This window comes from Mesorhizobium sp. M1A.F.Ca.IN.022.06.1.1, assembly GCF_003952605.1.
Classification (GTDB): Bacteria; Pseudomonadota; Alphaproteobacteria; order Rhizobiales; family Rhizobiaceae; genus Mesorhizobium.
In genome coordinates this window covers 4,947,150-4,969,097 of the sequence record NZ_CP034455.1, presented here as the reverse complement: position 1 = coordinate 4,969,097, position 21,948 = coordinate 4,947,150, and the positions used below count along the sequence as shown (strand labels likewise).

Annotated in this window: 13 protein-coding genes and 3 pseudogenes; 1 reads left to right on the top strand and 15 read right to left on the bottom strand. The window is 58.1% G+C overall.

The annotated features are described in order from the left end of the window. Positions 1 to 17: 17 nt before the first annotated feature. The 4 genes from EJ078_RS23710 to bamA form a co-directional block, all read right to left on the bottom strand. Complete coding sequence (locus tag EJ078_RS23710; RefSeq protein ID WP_127214140.1) at positions 18 to 2,345, bottom strand: DUF3772 domain-containing protein; 2,328 nt, start codon at positions 2,343 to 2,345, stop codon at positions 18 to 20. A gap of 1,527 nt (positions 2,346 to 3,872) precedes the next feature. Beyond that, positions 3,873 to 4,781, bottom strand: a complete 909-nt coding sequence (locus EJ078_RS23700; protein WP_348627320.1) for a patatin-like phospholipase family protein — start codon at positions 4,779 to 4,781, stop codon at positions 3,873 to 3,875. 375 nt (positions 4,782 to 5,156) lie between these two features. Next, complete coding sequence (locus EJ078_RS23695) at positions 5,157 to 5,555, bottom strand: MucR family transcriptional regulator (RefSeq protein ID WP_127214142.1); 399 nt, start codon at positions 5,553 to 5,555, stop codon at positions 5,157 to 5,159. Between the two features lie 354 nt (positions 5,556 to 5,909). Next, positions 5,910 to 8,192, bottom strand: coding sequence for an outer membrane protein assembly factor BamA (gene bamA, locus EJ078_RS23690; RefSeq protein WP_245456886.1), 2,283 nt, complete (start codon positions 8,190 to 8,192; stop codon positions 5,910 to 5,912). A 666-nt stretch (positions 8,193 to 8,858) separates the two neighbouring features. Here bamA and EJ078_RS23685 point away from each other — a divergent pair. Next, the gene (locus EJ078_RS23685; protein ID WP_127214146.1) at positions 8,859 to 9,194 is read left to right on the top strand and encodes a hypothetical protein; all 336 of its coding nucleotides are present in this window, start codon (positions 8,859 to 8,861) and stop codon (positions 9,192 to 9,194) included. Positions 9,195 to 9,415: 221 nt separating this feature from the next. On the opposite strand, the gene EJ078_RS23680 is transcribed toward EJ078_RS23685, so the two are convergent. The 11 genes and pseudogenes from EJ078_RS23680 to EJ078_RS23630 form a co-directional block, all read right to left on the bottom strand. Next, positions 9,416 to 9,793: a TolC family protein gene (locus EJ078_RS23680; protein WP_281060669.1), complete on the bottom strand. Its 378-nt coding sequence runs from the start codon at positions 9,791 to 9,793 to the stop codon at positions 9,416 to 9,418. After that, positions 9,793 to 10,218, bottom strand: a complete 426-nt coding sequence (locus EJ078_RS23675) for a TolC family protein (protein ID WP_208720856.1) — start codon at positions 10,216 to 10,218, stop codon at positions 9,793 to 9,795. The genes EJ078_RS23680 and EJ078_RS23675 overlap by 1 nt, the downstream gene beginning before the upstream one ends. Next, a complete protein-coding gene (locus EJ078_RS23670) occupies positions 10,178 to 10,756 on the bottom strand; it encodes a TolC family protein (RefSeq protein ID WP_208720849.1) in 579 nt (192 codons plus the stop codon). The genes EJ078_RS23675 and EJ078_RS23670 overlap by 41 nt, the downstream gene beginning before the upstream one ends. Before the next feature lie 434 nt (positions 10,757 to 11,190). Beyond that, complete coding sequence (locus EJ078_RS23665) at positions 11,191 to 12,750, bottom strand: type II and III secretion system protein family protein (RefSeq protein ID WP_208720847.1); 1,560 nt, start codon at positions 12,748 to 12,750, stop codon at positions 11,191 to 11,193. A 596-nt stretch (positions 12,751 to 13,346) separates the two neighbouring features. Beyond that, complete coding sequence (locus EJ078_RS23660; protein ID WP_127214154.1) at positions 13,347 to 14,438, bottom strand: porin; 1,092 nt, start codon at positions 14,436 to 14,438, stop codon at positions 13,347 to 13,349. A gap of 854 nt (positions 14,439 to 15,292) precedes the next feature. Then, positions 15,293 to 15,382, bottom strand: a pseudogene (locus EJ078_RS30535) (hypothetical protein); the annotation flags it as partial. A 226-nt stretch (positions 15,383 to 15,608) separates the two neighbouring features. Beyond that, positions 15,609 to 16,214: pseudogene (locus tag EJ078_RS23650) on the bottom strand (TCP-1/cpn60 chaperonin family protein); the annotation flags it as partial. 95 nt (positions 16,215 to 16,309) lie between these two features. Next, positions 16,310 to 16,533: pseudogene (locus EJ078_RS23645) on the bottom strand (co-chaperone GroES). A 205-nt stretch (positions 16,534 to 16,738) separates the two neighbouring features. Continuing rightward, entirely contained in the window at positions 16,739 to 16,924 is a 186-nt protein-coding gene (locus EJ078_RS23640) for a hypothetical protein (protein WP_127214156.1), read from the bottom strand. A gap of 361 nt (positions 16,925 to 17,285) precedes the next feature. Next, positions 17,286 to 18,782: an efflux transporter outer membrane subunit gene (locus EJ078_RS23635; protein ID WP_127214158.1), complete on the bottom strand. Its 1,497-nt coding sequence runs from the start codon at positions 18,780 to 18,782 to the stop codon at positions 17,286 to 17,288. A 12-nt stretch (positions 18,783 to 18,794) separates the two neighbouring features. Continuing rightward, entirely contained in the window at positions 18,795 to 21,944 is a 3,150-nt protein-coding gene (locus EJ078_RS23630) for an efflux RND transporter permease subunit (protein WP_127847459.1), read from the bottom strand. Between the last annotated feature and the right edge of the window lie 4 nt (positions 21,945 to 21,948).

The following is a 21,948-nucleotide window of genomic DNA, read 5'->3' as shown; positions in this document are numbered from 1 at the left end:
GGATCTCCAACTCCCCGCTATGATGTATGGAGTGTGATGTCGGCTTGACGAAAGCGTTCAAGGAGCGTGAACAAAAGAGCGCTCTTTGTGTCCGCCACCGCTCGCGGCGAAGCGACGAACGCATAGCTCTTGAAGTTGATTCTTCCGTCGACAATGGCTTCGATAAGAATCACCGGTTGAGGTTCGTCGAGCACGCCCTCGTGTTCGGAATAGATCGCAAGAACGAGCATCTGTATTCTTTTTGGGTCATGGTCGATCGGAACACTGAACTCGATCTCCATTCGGCCGATCGGCTCGGAAGGGGTCATGTTCCGAATCGTCTTGGTTATGAGCTCCGAGTTTGGAACAATGAGCGCGGACCGATCCGAAATCTGGATTTCCGTAGCGCGCACGCTAATCTTCCTGACGTCACCCTCCTCCGTTCCGACCCGGACTGTGTCGCCGATCTTTAGCGGCCTTTCCGCAAGGAGGATCAAGCCTGAGATGAAATTTTGAGTGATCGCCTGCAGCCCAAAGCCGATGCCTACAGAAAGTGCGCTCACGACCAGTGCAATCCGCTCGACGCCGATGCCGAGCGTATTCACCCCCCATAGACATGCCAAAATGAACCCAGCGTACTTCACGACCGTGACGGCGGAGTTGCGGGCCCCGCTGTCAAGCCCCGTCGTCGGAAGATAAGTGTCCTCGAACCAGCGCAGGACTAGGCGGACCGCAGCTAGAGTGAGCCCAAATACGATAGCCGCGCGGACGACAGCGGCTGGTTCGATGGTTATTCCAGCGACGGTTATACTGGAGACGTCGGCAATTCCGGAAAACAGGTTGCCGGTGCCTGGCCCGAAGGGAGCGAACACGAGAACGACCGCCGCGAACATCACCGAAACCCGAACCATCGCCGAGCCGACGACGCCGATCTGCCGCACGGTACCCGGGCGAACCCGGAAGGAGGCGTTAAGGTAACGGGCTATATCCCCCTCTGGCGAACAGACGGCCTGAGCGAAATCGTCTATGGCGAGGACCAGCAGGTAGGCTCCTGAGGCGATAACCGCTATCCATACCACCTGCCGCCCGATGAAAAGCGCCAGGCTTATATACCCGAAAAGCAGTGCGAGAACCGATGTGAGCAAGGCAACGTGCAGGACGAGTTCCACGGCCAGCAGCCATGGCGCCGGCGCCCTGAAAACGGCACCATCCTCGGCGGGCCGATGCGCTCGCAGCAGGCGCCCGGTTCGCAATGCAGCTGCGATCAGAAGAACGTAACAAAGAGCGATGACCAAGTTCAGCAGCGCATTGCCTGCCGAGCTCACGCCAGCAAGACGGCTTGTCTCTACGAGTGCTACTCCGAATGCCATGATCACCGCGGCAAACATGGGATAATGCCGCCAGGCGCGGGCTGTCGCATCGCTTAGCGGTGGAAGACGCCAGCTCCCCCGGTCGTTGAGCAGGAGCGACTGTCCGAGCACGACGACGAACGCCGCAAACGAGGTCGCTCCCAGAAGCAGAGTAAGGAGGGAACTTGCGGCGTCGTTGGCAAAGAATCCGAGCAAGCGAAGTGCCAGCGCGAGCAAATTGAAGGCGAGGACAACCGTTAGGGTGCCGACGGTCGTGAACCACAGTACCAGACCGGACCGGCGAACACGTGTGCCGGGAGCTTTGTGTTTCATAAAGTCGAAACCGAGCGACTCCAGCCGTCGTCTCGCCGGGCCAAATGCCAGTAACGCACCTGCGACACTCAATGCCGCAAGTACTATCGATGGAAAATCGGCACCGCCCTGCTTTGTGAAGGATTGATTGAGAACCCGGTCGACACGCTGAAAGTCAGTTTCCATTGAATTCCCGACCTTGATCCAAAACCCGGACGACAACGGAGAATTTTCTTTCTGAAACGTGCTTCGGTTGAACTCCGCTGAGAGGGAGCGATTGATCGTTTCAAGTGTAGTTGCCGCATTTGTCGCAAGAAGACGACCGCGCTTGATGGCGGAATCGAGTTCAGCGCGACGGGCCTGAATTTGATTTCGCTGCTGACCAATGTCGGCGTCCTCTCCCTTTGACGCCTCGCCGAGTTGTCGCAATTTCTCATCTAAGCCCGCAAGCTCAGGCTCAAGGGTAGCTAACGCTTCTGTTGCAGCCATCTGTATCTCAAGCACCTGCGCCCTGAGGCCGCGTAATGCCTGTGAATCCGTGTTGGTGGAAACAGAGTTCGAGATGATCTCGAGCTCGGCGTTTCGCTGCTCTATGGTAGCCGATGCATTCCCGTCTTGGCTGGTCGCACCTAGCTCGGCATAGGCGATGCAGGGTACGCTCGTCCGGACGACGAGAACCAGCAATAAGTAGGACAAAAACTTCAAACGACGGTCTCCATTTCAATGATCCCAATCAATGGGATTCACGCCCCATCCCGACGATCGATGAGCACAGTTTGGTATTGTTTAGTTCGGCTTTCGCCCGCGTCGCGCGAGTGCCTCGGGTAGCAGCTGGGGGACATGGCTTATGGGCGGGCCAGTTGGCCGCCGCCATTTGTCTATACAAAGTTTATTAACGGCGACTGGGGCCAGAATGTGGATAGGTCCCGAATACAAGTGGGATCGATAGATGTACTGCCGCGGCTGAATGGGTGTGATCGGGGTGTGAACTTGGCGGATGCCACGGCCAGTCGCACAACGCGATCGCAGTATTTGCCGAGCGACCCATCGAGCAGGAGCTGAAAGCCCGTCCGACTTGGCGCGGCGGCAGATCTCGTCGAGGGACTCGCCGTTGGTCGCCTCCAGCCCGCAAGCGACGGCTCTTGCTTCATCTTTGATGCATCGCGTCGTGATGACGGTCATTGCTGGTGAGGTCGACAGTCTCGCTGTCGACTTCCGAGATGCCGCTGACCGACGATGTCGCGAATCCTTCACGGCCCGAAGCAGGTTGGCGATTCGCTTGAAATAGGAAGTTCAAAATAGCGACAGATCGATTTCCTGCCCCCCGGTTCATCAGCGCGACGCTAATTGGCCGAGCGGAGGGGCGAATTGGCATCGGCTACAATGGGCCGCTCGTGTCGCTCGATCACCCGCTCTCGAACCGGATTCACATTTGCTACGCGATGTGGCCCTCACCGGGAGGATCGCGTAACGGCGAAAACAAATTCTCAGAACCAGATCGCTAGTCCTTCAACCTCCTGTCAACCCGGAATGACGAGCGGCTCGCACAACGTCTTCGACAAGGTCTCGTCTGAGCAATTCAATAGGAGGACGGCCCCCAAGGTATGGCGATGGCGACACGAGCCAGAACCAAGCCAGCCGAGGATAACTTCCTTTCGCGGTCTCAGTTGCTGGAGGATCACGCCTCGCGTGCGATGTAGCTTGACTGGTGGTTTGCCGCGGCCCTCTGGAACAAGACGGGTTCCGTCAAGCTCCGGCAGCCACGAAACGATTGCCGGACGGCGGCGTCCGGCGGCCACGAAACTCGATCGTCTTGGGCGGTCACTCATCTAGCGGACGTCGTGAGGAGCCAAGCCCGGCGAGCCATCCGTCGCTCGGAACTCTTCGCCGAAGCTCACGACTTGACCAGCGTGTCGTCAACCGAGAATTGATCCGTGGACAGAAACGTCTCCGGTCCTGCGCTAGGTAGTACCGCGCCTAAGAATTTCGCGACGATGTCGCTGGCGGGGCAGCCGGTGATGGCTCCTCAAGAACACCGGGCGGTCCGACGCCGACCTCATCGCGGCCAGCCTGACGAGCCAGCGGGACAGAAGGCGTAATCCAGCCGCTCCATCAAAGGCTGCTTGGATTGAATAGAACGCTTGACGTAGCACTCGACATCAGAAACCTCTCAGGCCGAATCCATGGCCTCCCGATCGGCGAGTTGAGCACCTCAAACCCGCGCTCCAACGCCTATGGTGCAAATTCTGCCTTCGTTTCCGAGAATATGGGTTTATCCTTCCACAACTTTCCAGCAATGGTCTCCGAATAACCAAGCCTAAAGACAGACCGCATGTACTCCGTATTGAATGGATCGAGCACTGAGTAATCAATTTGTCTATCGATCGACGCCACGTGAAATCGGATACCAACACGTTGTGCGAACATATAGCTTGCCAGAAGTGCGCTTCGTGTTTGAGATTTGACCTGAATCGAGTAAGCGCGCGCCATGACGGACAGTGTATTGTTTTTTACGTTTTCAAATTCGGGCATCAGAGCGTTGTTGACAAGAACATACATATTGAGCCGAACTCCCGGCCGCGGCTTGGCCGGGTTTGCCGAGGTCATGAAGCCGTCCGGGACCGCCAGGATCTGAGAGCCAGAACCACCGTCGGAATGCATTTCCTCAAATACATGGTTTCCAGAATGTACTCGAATAAGGACCGCCGGATAGACTCCCGGAATGCTAGCCGAAGCGATTAGCACGTCTTGAAACAACCGTAGCGCATCGGGTTTACCACTATTGGCAATTGCGCCCATGTCCCAAATCACGGCTCGCTGCGAATCGAGATTTGAGGTCAGCACGAGCAGCCGGCGTCCCTTTCGGTACTCGACGGCCACTGTTTTCAAGACATCCTCGGTTATATACCTTTCAACCATCTTGCGAAGCGGTCCCTGCTTCAGAAGGCTTGTCCCCAGAAGCCCGGTAGGCAACCACTTCGCGTCGACGAGATTTTTCGCCACTCCACTGGTATAGAGATCGACAAGACGATCGTCATATGAAGATCCGAGGAAAGCATACGGCGCGATAAGGGCGCCGGTACTGACCCCGCTTACGATGTCGAATCGTGGTCGCGTTCCGGTCTCCGACCAAGCTTTCAGGACGCCCGCGCTGAAAGCCCCTCCGGACCCCCGCCTGAGATGACGAGATAATTCATCTCAGCCTTCGATGAAGCGTGCGCGCGCTGTGGAGGCTTGGCCATCGTATCTGGCCGGGCATCCAAGTTCGTCCGGATGGCATGGAAGCCGCTCACTTGGGCGCTGTTTGCTTCGTCGGCTAGATAGGCGACGCGTTGAGTTGAAGTGCAACCAATCAGCAAGACCGCCAAGAGAATTTGACAAACAAGCCGAGTGCAGATGTTTGCCGGCGGGGTCACCAGATGACTTTCGTGCCTGAAGTCCAATCTCTACAAGTTCGCATCGCCGTCCCCACCGTGGTCATCAGGCTCGAACAGATACTCTGGGCTTGCAGCACTCTTAGACCCGCCGGCCGAGCCGCGCGGACTTGGCAAGTGCCGAACGTAGTGCAGCATAGTTGGGAGCAACCATTGGATAATCGGAAGGCAAGCCCCACTTGGCTCTATATTGGTCAGGCGTAAGACCGTAACGGGTCCTAAGATGCCGCTTCAGCGCCTTGAAGCGCTTGCCGTCTTCGAGGCATATGATGAAATCGGGCCTAACTGACTTCTTAAGTGGGATAGAAGCTTTTGAACGTTCCGGTACGACAGGACCGGCCGAAATAGCCTCCAACGAAGCGTACACCCGCCTGATGAGGGCCGGGATATCCGCCACTTGAACGGAGTTGTTCGAGACATAAGCGGAGACGATGTCCACCGCAACCGAGACGATTAAATCCTTTTCGGTGCCAGTAGCCATTTTCGACTCTCCAAAAGCAGTGTAGGCATCGGACGGAACTATCAGTTATTGGTAATTAAATCGACGGAGAAATTTGTAACGGAATGTTGCTAAAATGGCCGCTAGAGATATTTTGAAACAAAGAAGGTTATGGCAAATCCTTCGACAAATTTTCTGACCGCGGGCGGCAGCCGCTGATTGCCACCTGCACGGACCAAGCGCTGCTCCAATCGGACGTCCTGGCCGCCATAGCGGTTCGAGGATCAACACATCCGGCAGACGGGCAAAAAACACCAGCATGACGACTGTCCACCTCAGGGCGCGCTCCAATGCCTAACACTCTTTTCCGTACCGATTGGTCGGCTTGCCCACCGTTCAGAAACGCGTGGCTAGACCGAAGTTGAATTCCTGAACGTCGTCAGTCGCCTCCTTCTTCACCGGTACGGCGTAGTCGATTCGAATTGGGCCAAAGGGGGACGCCCACATCAGGCTGAGACCGACCGAAGCGCGCCACTGCATACCAGTGGTCGAGGAATTGACTAAGGCTGAGTCGACTTCGCTGCCATACAGCGTTGCCGTATCGATAAACACCGCGCCACGCAGGCCGAAGCTTTCCGGAATGACGGGCAGAGGAAACTGCGCTTCGGCCGACGCATTGAAATAGGTGGTACCGCCAAGATGGTCGCCCGCCCCGTCAGAGTCCACCGGACCAATGCCGTCAGAGGCAAAGCCACGGATCATTTTGGTGCTACTCTGGAACTGGTCGAAGATACGCAGCCCGTCATTGCCATAGCCCTCTACATGGCCGGCGCCGGCCGAAATAAGGCCGACCAGATCCATCTGTTCGGACAAGGTCTGGTAGACGCTTGCCCGACCGGTCAACTTGACGAATTTCGCGTCGCCACCGAGCCCGGCTACTTCCGTAGTGAAGTTGGCGTAGAGCCCCTCATGCGGATTCTTCATGTCGTCGATGGTGTTGTAGACCAGACCAAGGCTGACCGACGACTTGACCCATGGGCTTTCCGCCACGCCCTGCTGGATAGCCTGGGAGACGTTGCACTTAGAAAGATCAAGCGATCCATCGCTCAAGCAGTCATCCGGATAGGAGTATTTTTCCTGCGAGATGTTGTAGGCGAGCTGCGTTGAAATACTGTCGGTGATCGGCAGGCCGAAGCGAATGGTCGCTCCCAAGGTGTCACTATCGTAGTGGTCATATTCCCTGGTCTGCTTGTAGATGTCGAAGCCGGCGGAGATGCGCCGTCCAAGGAAATAGGGTTCGGTGAAAGACAGGCTGTAGTCCCGCGAACTGCTCCCTCCGGACGCTGATAGCTTGATGAACTGGCCGCGGCCTAGAAAGTTGCGCTCGGTAATCGACCCTTCAAGCGTCACGCCCGGATCGGACCCTGTTGAATAGCCGCCGCCGATCGAGAAGTCGCCGCTCGATTTCTCGACCAGGTTGACCACAATCACGACGAGGTCGGGCTCCGATCCGGGCTCGGCGGTGATGTCGACCTTCTCAAAATAGTCAAGCGCCTCCAGCCGCTTTTTTGCCCGTTGAATTAGGATCTGATTGAAGGCGTCTCCTTCGCTGACCTCGAACTCACGGCGCACGACATAGTCGCGCGTGCGCTGATTGCCGCGGATCTCGATGCGCTCAATATAGGCCTTGGCGCCCTGATCGATCGTGTAGACAACTGAGATGGTGCGGTTATCGAAGTTGCGAGCGCCGCGCGGCGTTACCTGGGCAAAAGGATAGCCGGAACCGGCAACCTTCTCGGTCAACGCGGTGACAGTGTCCTCGACATTCTTGGCATTGTAGATGTCGCCCTTATGGGTTTCGACCACCGACTCCAGTGCCTTGCCGTCGAGCTCGGGGAGCGTGCTATCGACATTGACATCACCGAATGCGTAGCGCTCGCCTTCCCGAACGGTGATCGTGACGGTATACTTGTTGGTGTTTTCGTCCAGTTCACCGACCGCAGAGACGACCTGGAAGTCGGCATAACCGTGATTGTAGTAGAAGCGTCGCAGCAGCTCCTGGTCAGCGCGTAATTTGTCCTCGTCATAGACGTCGTCGCGAAGAAGGAATGACAGGTAAGATGTACGTCTGGTCGTAATGACATCCGATAGACGCCGGCTTGAAAAAGCGACGTTACCGACGAAGTTAATGGCCGTGATTTGGGTGCGATCCCCTTCGTTGATGGTGAAAATCACGTTCACACGATTTTCGTCGAGCTTCGTGACTTGTGAGGTCACAGCGGTGTGATCGCGGCCGATTTTCTTGTAGGCAGCCTTGATCGCCTGAACGTCGGCATCAAGCGCTGATTGAGAAAACGAGCCCCGTGGCTTCAATTGGATTCCCAAAGCTAATTGCGTGTCTTTGAGTTTCTTGTTACCCCGGAAGAGGACTTGGTTGACGATCTGGTACTCCGAAACTTTAACTATAAGCTTGGATCCAACTTGGTTGATCTCAACGTCCGAAAACAGTCCCATGCCGAACAGCGCCTTGACCGCATTGTCCATGTCGGCACTGGAGAATTCCTTCCCGGGCTTTATGGACACGTAGTCGCGGATGACGTCGGCATCGACACGCTGGTTGCCAATCACCTCGACACTGGAAACCACGGCAGCCCGCGCACTGTCGACAGCAACAAACAAAGCTATCGCCAAGGAGACGTATAAAAACCTGAACAAACCGAGACATCCTTTTATGATTGGGAAAAGCAGGGACAAGAAGGCTGGTTTCTCGGTCGCGGCCGGATGCGGAGGACGGCCCGGAACAGCGTCAAAACCGGCCTTCTGAGGACTACTCGCTTGTTCTTCGGGAGACGAGCCGAGCGACCCGCAGCGCCGCGCCAGGGGCGGGACGTTCGTCGAGGCCAGCATAGTTGCTAAAAATAGTTATGAGCTTGTTTTTCATGCGATCTTCCTGACGTCGGGGGCTAATTTAGGAAGCGCACGTATCTCGAATTAGTCCATTTTGTATCGAAGCGTTTCCGCAATGGGGATTTTTGCAAACGAACGTTGCGGTGCTGCTGTTTGGCGAGATTTAGCCACAAAATTTTCCGCCCGCTTGGGCTGCCACGTTGTCGATAGCAGCCCCCCGAAAAACTTAGTTCTTATGCACAATCGCGGATAGAAATCGTGTCTCTGCGCCACCGAGGCGCCGCGCGTGCGCCAGCTACATTCAAGAGATAAGCCCTCATCAGTATGCCGCGGTAGTCACCCAAGAAGACTTGCGGTGTATCTGGCCGCGCCATAGATCGCATCTGCTTTGGTGGCCAGAACCGGATCCCTGCGGATGGTGCTGGTCTACTCTCGCTGTTGCGGCTCGCCGCTTGCCTGACACCTGTCATCGTTGGTGAGAGTATTGAAACGGAGCAGCAGCTCGACGCAACCCGCGCCGTAGATGCACCCTATGGCACGGGCCGGATGTTCGAGCGTCCGATGACGGCGAGCTGGACCGTGCCGGATGATCTGATCGGCACCTTGCTCGCCGCCGCCATGATAGCGAACGGAGCGCTCCTGTCTCCCTCCGGCGCGTCACGACAAACCCTCGCGGGCCGCAAGGGAACGGACCATCCGCTGTCGCGCACCGACCGCGTCAGCGACAAAATGCGAGCGCTGATCAGTCGAGCAAGATCTGAAGAGCCGTCATGATCGGCACGTCCGTTCCGTTTGAGAATGGGATACACTCGTCTATAGCAGTAAAAATCATCCATCGCGGAATGTGTTCGGCAATCGGAACAACTCCTCCGTGCTCGAGAGGTTTGGTCGAGAACACCGATATTGGATCTCTACCAAAATGTCGCATGGCGGTAATTTCCTCCGGCGCCCAGATTTAAGGTTTGAGATGACGACCCCGGTGGGTAGACTATGCTCTATTTTGCCGCCGGTGCCGCTTTGCATAAAGAGATATAATGCTCTGCCTGACTACGCACCGCCTCGGCGAGCGACTCCTGCGCCTCCAAGTAGTCGCGCTGCGAATCCAGCACGTTAAAGATCGGGCCTGCGCCGAGCTTGAAACTGGTTTGCCCGAGTTCGATCATTCTGCGCGATGTAGAAACAAGCTTTTGCTGCGCGGCGACGTTCTGGTCATCCTTGTTGTAGGCGGCCAGCGACTTTTCGACCTCCGCGATTGCGGAGAGCGCTGCGGAACTCCATGCCGCACGAGCTTCCTCCAGCTTAGCTTTGGCATCGGCAAGATTGGCCTTATTCTTGCCTGCGTCAAAAATCGGCGCCGTGAAGTTGGCAGCGATCAGCCAGACGTTGACGTGACCCTATCGATAACCTGGGTTGGCGTCAGGTAGCCAGACAGATCCAGGCTCGGATAAAATGCGGCTTGCGCGACACCAACATTCTCCGCCGCAGCCGCGAAATTGCTTTCCGCAGTTTGGATGTCCGAACGATTGCGTATGACGTCGGCAGGAATGCCAACACCGATCTTATATCGAGGGATCGGCTGAGCCTTCCCCTTCCTCAGCGTAATCTTCAGGTCCGCAACGGACTGCCCCGTCAGCGATGCAAGCTGGTCGATTGAGGATCCCAGTTGAACTTCAAGATTTGGAATTGATGCAGCTGCTTTAGCGACGAGTTGCTCGCCCTGAACGATCTGAAGGTCGCTTGAGTTACCTGCCGCTTGACTATCGCCCACGAAGGCGAGACTGCGCTGCCGGTTTGCCACCGTGTCTTTCCGATATTTGAATGCGTCGCTGATAATACCGGACATCGACATAAGTTGACGCAATCGATGCAAGAAGTTCGTTTTCGGCTTGAGTCTGGTCCGATATCGCCGCGGCGAGTTTCGCCTCCGCAGCGCGTTTCTGCGCATGCTTTGCGCCGAAGAGATCCACAGTCCAATCGCCGGACACCGTACTGTATTTGTTGCTGTGGCTGGTGCCGAAGCCGTATTTGTCGCCGCGTGATGAGCCAACTCCCGCGCTGAGCGAGGGGAAAAGGCTCGAGCTCGCAATACCAACCTCGGCGCGAGCCTGCTCGACCTTCGCCGATGCCTGTCGAAGCCTAGGATTTTGACTTCTGCCCGTTGCGATCAGAACTGCCAGCTCCTTGTCTGCAAATCCCGACCACCACTCCGCCTTTATGGGCGACACATGCAGCTGCGGCTTCGGCGGCGCCCCCGCGAAACGGGCAGGTAGATCTGCAGAAGGGGGCGCGATCGGGACGTCGGAACAGGACGAAACCAACAAGGCAAATGCGACCATTGCAGTGGCCACCAGCGAGCGAGAAAACATCACGTGATCGACCTAAATAAATTCAATGTCTTGCGCGCTCACCCAATCGCGACAATGGTCAGGACTGTCCGCGATTTAGCGCGTCGTGCAGGCTCAGCGGAACTGGTTGACGAGGCGAATTCAGAATCCGCGGAAGCAATCATGTCGGTTCGTGTCCTTCGGTCGGAACTACCGAATCCTAGGTCACCCTTATGCCCCTTCACGATCCGACACTGCACGGTCCAATCACCATATGTATGTTTCAAAGTTGGCGTGGCCCCGTCTATAAGTGTCGACTCCTCTCCGGGCGCGTTATGAACCGCCGGCGAACCGGGCTGATCGACAGCTGTACCAGCGAAGAACGAGCCGGCGTGTACGGCCGAATGTAACGCCATTATTTTTTGATATTAAATATAGAACAATTCTCATTTATAAATATAGCCAACTGACCCGTAGTATATTTCTCCGGATTTCTTCATATTACCTACTCCATATATTCTGTTAATCTCCCCCAAAAACATTCCTGCTGCGTCCCCGGCCGGCTCAAAATTATCATCTGGCTTAGACAAATCCTTCGTCGGCACTGGGCGCACTAGATATGGTGTTACGATGATAACCAGTTCAGTTTCGTTGCGCACAAAATCCCGACTTCGGAATAATGTGCCAAGCACCGGGATTTTAGAAAGTCCAGGATAGCCGCTCACGGCTTGCCGAACGTCATCGCGCACCAAACCGGCTATCATCATCGACCCGCCAGATGGCAACTCGACGGTTGTGTCCGCAAGGCGTTTGCGTATGGACAAAATGTTTGAACCCACCGCGTAGCTCTTGCTTCCGCTGTCACTTTCAGTCGAACTCCCAGCGATGGATACCGAACCTTCTAGTGTCGGCTCGGACACCTGGGTGCGGATTTTAAGACTTATACGACCAGCCGCAAGAACAACCGGCTGAAACTCGAGGCCAATTCCATATTCCACGGTTTCTGTGCTATAGTCTGTCTTTCCATCGCTATCCGTCGATGAACTCTTTACAATATTATAATCACCCCCAACCCGGAAGGTCGCTTTTTCACCCGAGACCGCGGTCAACGTTGGTTCGGCAAGTGTCTTCATGACACCGGCTTGCTCCATCGCATTGATTGAAGCGTCCAGCCCGGAGGAACTGATGCTGACCCCTGTGTTAGAAAGCGCCTTTCCAAGACCGTATGGATTGTCACTCACAGCACCCCAGCTGATGCCGTTGCTAGAACCAGACGCGGTGAGGTTCACGCCCAGTTGCTTCATCACTGCGCGAGTAACTTCTGCGACAGTCACCTTCAGGGTAACCTGATCGTCGCCAGATATCGTCAGCAGGTTCACGATCTTGCTGTCCCGCCGCTCGCTATCCGGGTTGTTAATCGTCACCCCACTTTGAGATGAGCCGCCGCTTGCGGTTTGCGAATACTGGCCCGTGGTCGCTTCGCCGCCGCTTACAAATATTTCCGCGAGGCTCACGGCACGCGAAGAGTCCAGCGGAGTGTCGACGCTGCCGGTTAGCACGACATTGTCGTTCAGGAGTTCAACGGTGATTTTTGAGCTTGGGATATAGCGCTTCAGGTAGGCCTCTAAGCCGGCCACATCGCGCTCGACGACAAGGTTGATGTTGGCAATTTGCTCCTGATTGGCGTCGAACACGAAGATGTTCGTCTCACCGACCTGCTTGCCAAAGAGATATATCCTGCGAGCCGTGCGCATTACAGCATCGGCCACAGAAGGATTGCCGACCAGAATGTCACTGGCGTCCCCGGGAATATCCAGCACCAAAGCCTTGTTCAGTCCGATTTTTACACGCTGTACCCCACCTTGACCTTGCCTTTCCACAGTCTGGCTGCTGCCTGCTTCAGCGTTGGGTAGCTCAGCCAAGGTAACAAGATACGCTATCCCAAGCGAGGATACGAAGAAAAGGAGTTTGCACGCAGTTTGCTCCAAGCTCCCCAGGTTGCACATGGTCTCTCCGCTGGCGCTATTGAACTATCTTGTGCAAGTAAACAGATGATTCGCTCCGTTAAATTGACAGGCGGATTTTTCCGGGTTATTTCCATGCATGTCCGAATGTTTCTCGTAAGTCTTTTTTTGTGACAGAACGTTTCCGCCGTATCCTTCCGGCACCGCGCAAGGGAGACGACGATTTCTGAAGCGGCATCTCTAAGTTTCCCATCCGATTTTTGCCTCCGCCGAAGCTAGCAGCCTGCCAAAAAATCGCTTGTTGACATAAGGCCGGGCGCGGAGACGGCCAGGATATCCTTCGCCGACGCCAAGCTTCTCTTTGGTCACCGCTACACCCGCTCCCGGGGACGAACGAGCGTCGCCTGGCAGTGCCTCTTGGCAGCCGCAGCTCCGAACATGAAAAGATCGCAATCAACCTCTCAAACCGGCCTCGCATGAGGCTCAGGCTACCGCAGCGGCATCCTGGCGTCCTCTCCTGACACCAATTCGCTGAGGTCGATCAGGCCGCAAAACAAACCCCGCCGAAAATCGACGGGGTTCGTCAGAGGTCTGAAGGTCCGCAGCCGACGCTGCGGACCTTGCCCACCAAACGAGGTCTAGAACGAGCGCTGAAAGCGCAGTATCCCGCCAATTCCGTCCGAAGAAGCGTGATAGACACTGGTGCCTTTGCTGAAATAATCGGCCTCGGCCGTAACCGTGAAGCCCGGAACGATATCATAGGCGATGTTCGCAGCCAGACCGAACGTCTTGCCTTCGTCATAGGACGCCTGGACGTTGAACGAGGTCTTTTTGTTGAACTGATAGGTGCCGCCGCCCCAGATTGCCCAGTTGCCGTCCCACAGCTTGTAGAAGTTGTGGTCGGCGTTCGAGTCCGAGCCGTAACCGCCCATGACGAACAACGACAGTTCGTTGGTGGCGTTCATGTCCAGGCGGACTTTTCCGGCCACTTCCTCATAGTTGCTGTCATAGCCAAGCACGCCGGTGATGGCGCCCCAGCCCTGCGTGTACTTCACGCCGCCGGCAACATGCGGAACATAGCTGTCGATCGTATAGTCGCCGTCGCCTTCTTCGAGAGAGACCACGGCCGAGAAGCCGTTGCCGGCATCGAAGTAGTACTGGACGACATTGGTGTCGAAATCGCCGTAGGGGACGATCGTGTCGTCAATGACGTTGCCTGCGTAGCCGATGAACGTATTGAAGGCCGATTCGTCCTTACCGACGCGGAGGCCACCGAGCTGGATCCAGGCGAAGTTCAGCGAGACGCCCTTGTTGCGAGCCTGCCAATCAGTCGAGTCGGTGCCGAGATAATCACCGCTGCTGTTGCCGAAGTTGAAGCGGGTCTCGGTGTAGGTCTTCAACGTGCCGAGTTCGGTTTCCTGGCCGGTCCAGGTCTTCAGCGTGAAACGGGCTTGCTTGTAGTAGGTATCGTTGTTCCCGTCGCCTTGGCGATCCGGAACGTTCTGCACACCTTCTCGGTCACCCACGCCGATGTCATAGCGGACATAGCCGCCGATGCGCAGGCAGGTTTCGGTGCCGGGGATATAGAAGTAGCCCGAACCGTATACGTCGCAGATCTTGACGTATTGGGCCGGTTCCGGTTCGGCGACCGTCACCGCGTCGGCGGCGCGAGCACCGGAGACTGCGATCAGGGCCGCAGCTGAGCCGAGAAGAAGGCTCTTGATGTTCATTTTTGGACCTCCAGTAAAGTTAAAGGGGCTGGCCAAAATTTCCGCCTTCGTCCCCAGCTTAAGAAGCAGCGCGGGACGCCACCTCTGCGCAAATGGATTACCCATGAGTCGCGATTCTTCAATAAAGTTTCTGTCGAATTAAATCGCTAGCCAATAGTATCCTTCGCTACTGTTGCGCAAATACCACTTAATTTGGACGTCTGATACATGTAATACTTGTGATACATGTGGCACAACTAAATCATTTGGAACATATGGCATTATTTTTTTCTAACAACATCAGCTTTCCGCTCGGCTTCGACTAGGTTTTCTTGTCTAGTTAGCTTGGTATTTCAGGGCTTAGGAAAGCGGTTCCGTCAGGAACCAAGCACGACGGCGAGCGACCTCTGCCACGTCTTCAACCAGGTCTCGTCTGCAATTCGATTGGGAGTACGGTCCGCGAGATACGGTGAGACGACACGAGCCAGGACTGGCTGTTGATCCGGGCTTACATGCCAAGGTCAAGAGCCGTGTTTAGGGCGGCATCGGTTGCTCCAATGGCGGCCGAATCCAGAGCTGAGCCCGATCGCGTGGCACGACTCGGTCAATCGAGCCTGGTTAAGCTCACACACGGTCGCCGCTTGAGGACGGCTGCACCAATATTCCGCTTGCGGCGGCACGGCCCAGAAGGCGAGATCAGGCCTCGAGGGATGAGTGTGTCGGTGTGGTCTCGTCAGACAGCTTCATGACGCCCCCTTCTATGAAAACGCCTGCGGTCCACAGCGCCACAGGCAGCTTCCTTGCAGGGGCGACGATGGTTTGTCTTTTTGAGGCCTGATTGCGCATTACGCGTTCGTGGAACCAGCGGGAAGCGCCTAAGGCGGTTGATTGCGCAACCACAGCCGGGCCAACTCGATCATGGTCGTTCGCAGCCGGGAGTTGCCGAGCTTCGAGACGCCTTGCTTGCGCTGGACCGATCCGCTCTCGCAGGGTGTCGGCGCGAGACCGGCATAGGCGGCGACTTGTCAGCGATTATCGAAGTGTCTGAACAGCCCTTCGGCGCAAAAGAGGGCCCCACACTCGGGCCTGATTCCGTTCAGATCGAGCAATGTCGCCGCTGGAGTCTCGGCTACTTCGACTGCCAGCGGAGCGTCACGCTCGGCCTGCACCTCTTTGATCTGGGCTATCACCATAGCCCCGGTCGAATTGCAGACCTTCGACGACGTCGAGTTCGGTCTCGAAACTCTTCGCCTCTTCGACGGTGATGACACCTTCATTGCCGACCTTCTCAACCGCCGTGGCGATGATCCGGCCGCCTATTTCCGCGGCGCGCCGTTCGCCGAAACGGTGCCGACCTGCGCCACCTCTTCCGACGAGGCGACCTTGCGGGGGCCCTTCTTGATATCGGCGATGGCGGCGGCCACAGCGAGGTCGATGCCGCGCCTCAGATCCTGCGGATCAAGACCGGCGGCGACGTATTTCGCGCCCTGCTTGACGATCGCTTGAGCCAGAACCGTCGCGGTCGTGGTGCCGTCGCCGGCAAGATCATTGGTCTTGGAGGCGACCTCGCGCAGCAGCAGCTGCGCGCCGAGATTCTCGAACTTGTCTTCGAGCTCGATTTCCTTGGCGACGGTGACGCCATCCTTGGTGATGCGCGGCGCGCCGAAGTATTTGTTCGATGACGACGTTGCGGCCCTTGGGTCTCAGCGTGACCTTCACGGCGTTGGCGAGGATGTCCACGCCGCGCAGCAGGCAGTCGCGGGCGTCGGTTGAAAATTTCACGTCCTTGGCGGCCATGATCATTGCCTCCTGGACTTGGTCTTGGAAAGGGGTCAGGCGATGATGCCGAAAATGTCGAATTCCTTGGCGATCAGCAGGTCCTGCCCGCAGATCTAGACCTCGGTGCCGGAGCATTTACCGAACGGCACGCGATCGCCGGCCTTGACGTCCAGTGGAACGAGCTTGCCCGTCTCGTCGCGGCTGCCGGGGCCGACCGAAACAACTTCGCCTTCCTGCGGTTTTTCCTTGGCCGTATCGGGATGATGATGCCGGCCGCCGTCTTTTCTTCACTGATCCGGCGGATCACCACCCGATCATGTAAGGGCTTGGATCCCATGACATATCTCCATTGCTAAACTTGACAGTCTCCTCATCGAAGTGCTGACAAGTTGTAGCGAAGGCCGCAAAACCGAAGCAAAAACGTTCATTGCGTTGTTGGAAAGATTTGGAGCACACTTTTGCCGACGCCTTTCATCTTGGCGCACGCCGCCATCGAGGGACGCAACTGGGCAGGCCCATCGGGATCGGCCCGCGACTGCTGTTCAAACGCCTAGGCAAACAATCTCCTCGGCAGGAAAAGCTTCAGTGCTGAGGACGGCCTTTTCGACAGGTTTGCCGTACCTAACCTTTTGCCAGTGGCCGGCGCGCGGTCGGGCAATGTCGAAGAGATCGCAAGTCATGGCAATGTGCTGATCGCGCACGTTGAGTACGCGGGCGATCTCGGTCATCGGCTTCGACCATACAAGTTCGAAGAGGGCAGCCCGGCTTAGTTCATACATCATCAACTCCCGGCGTCATGAAGCTTCTGCCTCGCCTGGATTCTTTCTGCGAGATGCCTCTAACCGTTGCCAGGAAAGCAGTGCCAATGCCGCCATGACGAGTCCGAGGCTTACCCAAAATGTCGGCGCAGGATGCTCCGAGAAGAAGACGGCACCCCATATCACCCATGAGAGCAGCATGATGTATAGTTGGCCTGAGAGGTGAAAACCGGGCCTGCCGCGAATGATTTCAAAATAGAGATGACCATGAGAGGATCATGACCAAAATTGCCCAGGAACCTGCAGCACGTCGCCGCGAGGCAAATCTCTCTTATTCATTGCGTTGCGGCTCTGATGCCAACCGCGGGCCGGTTTTGACGTCGATGATTTCAGGTGTGGCGCTGTCGATCGCGCCATCCCAGCCGCCGCCGAGTGCCTTGTTGAGAGCGACATAGTCGGTGGCGATCGACACCCGGCTCTGCAGCAGCGAATCCTCCGCCGAGTAGGCTGAACGCTCGGCGTCCAGCACATCGAGGAGACTTGCCTCGCCAGCCTTGTAGAGCGTTCTTTCTAGCCGCGCGGCATCGCCATAGGACTTGGCCGAGGAGGCGAGCTTGCCGTTTCTGATGCGCTCCTGCGACAGCGAAACCGTGGCGTTCTCCACGTCTTCCAGCGCCGTGAGCACCGCGGCCTTGTAGGCGACGAAATACTGATCGCGCTGGGCACGGGCGACGTCGACAGCCGCCTGCAACTGGCCGCCATTGAACAACGGCACGCTGAGCGAGGGGCCGAAGGACCAGCCGATGGTGGAGTTCTTGCCGAGATCGCCGAGCTTGAGGGCGGTGGTGCTGATGTCGCCGGTCAGGCTGACGCTCGGATAGCGCGCCGCCTCGGCCTGGCCGATCTTCGCGGTGTATTGCGCATATTGCCGCTCGGCCATGCGCACGTCCGGACGGGTGAGCAGGATTTCGGCCGGAATACCGGTCGGGATCGGCAGGCGCGGCGCCGGGATCGGCTTTACGCGCCTCAAGCGCTCGGTGAGTGTCGCCGGCGGCCGCCCGGTCAGCACTGAAAGGCGATGCACGGCCTCGGCGTAGCTCGCTTCCAGCGTCGGAATCTCCGCTTCCGTGCTGCTTGCCTGCCCCATGGCCTTGGCGACATCTGCCGCCGTCGCGGTGCCGGCCAGGGCCATCGTGCGGGTAAGCTCGGCGGTCTGCCTTTGTGACGCAGCCGAGCGCCGGGCCAGCGCGACGCGCGTCTGATAGCCGCGTGCCTGGATATAGTTGGAGGCGACATCGCCGACCAAGGTCAGTAGGGTCGAGCGCAGGCTTTCCTCGGAAGCGTCCAAGCCGTAGCTGGCGGCCTCGATGCTGCGGCGGTTGGCGCCGAAGAGGTCGAGTTCCCAGCTGGCATCGAAGCCGGCCTGATATTCGCTATAGATGGCGTTCGAGCCCGAGGTGGTCGCGGCTGACTTGTTGCGGGTGGCTGAGGCCGAACCCTCGGCGGATGGTAGCAACTTGCCCACCGACTGGCGGTAGCTTGCCCGCGCCTCGCGGATCTTGGCCTTGGCGGTGGCGACATCGAGATTGCCGGCGACCGCCTCCTCGACGAGCGCGTTCAACTCGTGATCGCGCAGGCGCTGCCACCATTGCGACAGCTGCGCCGGCTTGGCCGATTTCACCGCCTTCTGCCCGCTCCAGCTCGTCGGCATTGCCAGAAGAGGCTTCTGGTAATCCGGACCGACGACGCATCCCGAGAGCAGGGCAGCGGCAAACGCGGGCAAAAGAAGCCCCTTCGCGGTCGCGAGACCGCGTTCAAAACCTGGCATGGAAAGAAACCTCTATTCTTGAGTGGCTGTGGCTGTAGCTGGGGTCCCGTCCGAATTCTCGTTGGCTGCCTTGCCCTTGAAGATGCGGCGCACCGTGACGAACAACAGCGGCACCAGAAAGACGCCGATCACGGTCGCCGCGATCATGCCGCCCATGACGCCGATGCCGACCGAGTTCTGCGCCCCCGACCCGGCGCCGCTGGCGATCGCCAAGGGGGTGACGCCGAGGATGAAGGCCAGCGATGTCATCAGGATCGGCCGCAGGCGTTGCCGCGCCGCTTCCAGCGTCGCTTCGACCAGTCCCATTCCGGCTGCCTGCCGCTCGATGGCGAACTCGACGATGAGGATGGCGTTCTTGGCGGCGAGACCGATCGTGGTGAGCAGGCCGACCTTGAAGTAGACGTCGTTGGTCTGGCCAAAGAGGGTGGCCGCCGCGAGCGCACCGAAGATGCCGATCGGCACCGACAGCATCACCGCGAAGGGGATCGACCAGCTTTCGTAAAGCGCGGCAAGGCACAGGAACACGACGAGCGCCGAAATCGCGTAGAGCGGCATCGCCTGGTTGCCGGAAAGCTTTTCCTGATGCGACAGCCCGGTCCATTCATGCGAATAGCCGGCGGGCAGTTGCGCGACCAGCCTGTCGATCTCGTCCATGGCAGCGCCCGAGCTCTGGCCGGTAGCCGCCGCGCCCTGGATCTCGACTGCGGCCGAACCGTTGTAACGTTCGAGGCGGGGCGATCCATAGGTCCAGTGGCTGGAGGCGAAGGCCGAGAACGGCACCATTGCGCTACTCGAGTTACGGACCTGCCATCTTTCCAGGTCGTGCGGCTGCATGCGGAACTCTGGAGCGGATTGCAGATAGACCGGCTTGACGCGGCCGCGATCGATAAAGTCGTTGACGTAGTCGCTGCCCCAGGCAGTCGAAAGCGTGTCGTTGATGTCGGCAAGGCCGATGCCCAGCGCGCTCGCCTTCTCCTGGTCGATATCGACCGAGAATTGCGGCTGATCCTCCTGGCCGTTGGGACGGGTGTTGGCGAGCAGCTTGCTCTTTGCGGCGAGACCCAGAAGCTGGTTGCGCGTCTGGGTCAGTGCATTATGGCCGGCGCCGTTGACGTCCTGCAGGTAGAAATCGAAGCCGTTGGTGTTGCCGAAACCCTGGATGGCGGGCGGGGCGAGCGCGAAGACCTGCGCGTCCCTGATCCTGGAGAAGGCGCCCATAGCGCGGCCTGCGACCGCCGATGCTGCCAGAGCCGGCGTTTTGCGCTGGTCGAAATCCTTCAACCGCACGAAGGCAATGCCGACATTCTGCCCGGCGCCGCCGAAGCTGAAGCCGGAAGCCGTGAACACGCCTTGGACCGCGTCTTTCTCTTCGCTGAGATAGTGGTCGGTCACCTGGGCGAGCACGCGCTCGGTTCGATCCTGCGTCGCGCCGGAGGGCAGCGAGGCGCTGGTGATCAGGATGCCCTGGTCCTCGTCCGGCAGGAACGAGCTCGGCAGGCGGGCGAACATCCAGCCCATGGCGATGACGATGGCCAGGAACACGGCGAGGAAGCGCCAGGAGCGGTTGATGATGCCATGCGAGCCTTCGCGATAGGCGATCGTGCCGCGGTCGAAGACGCGGTTGAACCAGCCGAACGGACCCCTTTGCGTCGCATGGTCCTTTGGCGTGCGCAGGATGGTGGCGCAGAGCGCCGGCGTCAGAACAAGTGCCACCAGCACCGAAAGCACCATGGCCGAGACGATGGTGACGGAGAATTGCCGGTAGATGATGCCGGTGGAGCCGCCGAAGAAGGCCATCGGCACGAACACGGCCGACAGCACGGTCGCGATGCCGATCAGCGCGCCGGTGATCTCGTTCATCGATTTGCGCGTCGCTTCTTTCGGCGGCAGGCCTTCTTCCTGCATCACGCGCTCGACATTCTCGACCACGACGATGGCGTCGTCGACGAGCAGGCCGATGGCCAAAACCATGGCGAACATGGTGAGCGTGTTGATCGAATAGCCGAAGAAGGAGAGCACGCCGAATGTGCCGAGCAGCACCACCGGCACGGCGATCGTCGGAATGATGGTAGCGCGCAGGTTCTGCAGGAAAAGCAGCATCACCAAAAACACCAGCACGATCGCTTCGGCGAGCGTCTTCACCACTTCCTCGATCGAAAGCCGCACGAAGGGTGAAGTGTCATACGGGTAGACGACCTCGACGCCTTGCGGGAAGGTCGAGCTCAGGCGGTTGATGGTCGCGCGCACTGCTTCTGCGGTGTTGAGGGCATTGGCGCCGGTCGCCAGGCTGACGGCGAGGCCCGCGGCCGGCTTGCCGTTGTAGTGGGCTTGAGTGGTGTAGCTTTCGGCGCCGATCTCGACCTTGGCGACATCGTTCAGCCTGACCAGCGAGCCGGCGGTGTTGCTTTTCAGAATGATGTTGCGGAACTGCTCAGCGGTTTGCAGCCGGCTCCTGGCCGTCACCGTGGCGTTGAGCTGCTGTCCCTTGAGTGCCGGCAAAGCGCCAAGCTGTCCTGCCGAAATCTGGGTGTTCTGCGCCTCGATCGCCGATGACACGTCGCTCGGCATCAGCGCATATTTGGAGAGCTTGTCGGGATCGAGCCAGATGCGCATGGCATAGCCGGAGCCGAAGAGCTGCGTCGAGCCGACGCCTTCGACGCGCTTCAGCGTGTCGTTGACGGTTGAGTCGACATAGTCCGCGAGGTCGGTCGAGTTCATCTTGCCGTCGCTGGAGACGAAGCCGATGACCATCAGGAAGCCGGTCGAGGATTTGGAGACGGTGATTCCATTATTCTGGACGACCTGCGGCAGCTGCGACTGCACGAGCTGCAGCTTGTTCTGGGTTTGCACCTGGGCGGTGTCCGCGTTGGCGCCGCTGGTGAAGGTCAGCGTGAGCGAGGCCGAACCCGTCGAGGTCGATGTCGCGGTCATGTAGTCGAGATTGTCGATGCCGGTCATGCCCTGTTCGATGACCTTGGTCACCGAGTTCTCGACGGTCTGGGCGTCGGCGCCAGGGTAGGTGGCGCTGATGTTGACGGTGGTCGGCGCGATCTGCGGGTATTGCGAGATCGGCAGCGATCGGAGCGCCAGCAGGCCGCCCAGCATGATCACGATGGCGATCACCCAGGCAAAGATCGGCCGGTTAATGAAGAAGCCGGACATGATT

Excerpts from the sequence above, each read along its gene's own strand:
- EJ078_RS23635 (WP_127214158.1), bottom strand. The coding sequence starts at position 18,782 with ATGCCAGGTTTTGAACGCGGTCTCGCGACCGCGAAGGGGCTTCTTTTG.
- EJ078_RS23665 (WP_208720847.1), bottom strand. The coding sequence starts at position 12,750 with ATGTGCAACCTGGGGAGCTTGGAGCAAACTGCGTGCAAACTCCTTTTC.
- EJ078_RS23660 (WP_127214154.1), bottom strand. The coding sequence starts at position 14,438 with ATGAACATCAAGAGCCTTCTTCTCGGCTCAGCTGCGGCCCTGATCGCA.
- EJ078_RS23695 (WP_127214142.1), bottom strand. The coding sequence starts at position 5,555 with ATGGCTACTGGCACCGAAAAGGATTTAATCGTCTCGGTTGCGGTGGAC.
- EJ078_RS23630 (WP_127847459.1), bottom strand. The coding sequence starts at position 21,944 with ATGTCCGGCTTCTTCATTAACCGGCCGATCTTTGCCTGGGTGATCGCC.
- EJ078_RS23640 (WP_127214156.1), bottom strand. The coding sequence starts at position 16,924 with ATGACCGAGATCGCCCGCGTACTCAACGTGCGCGATCAGCACATTGCC.
- EJ078_RS23670 (WP_208720849.1), bottom strand. The coding sequence starts at position 10,756 with ATGGTCGCATTTGCCTTGTTGGTTTCGTCCTGTTCCGACGTCCCGATC.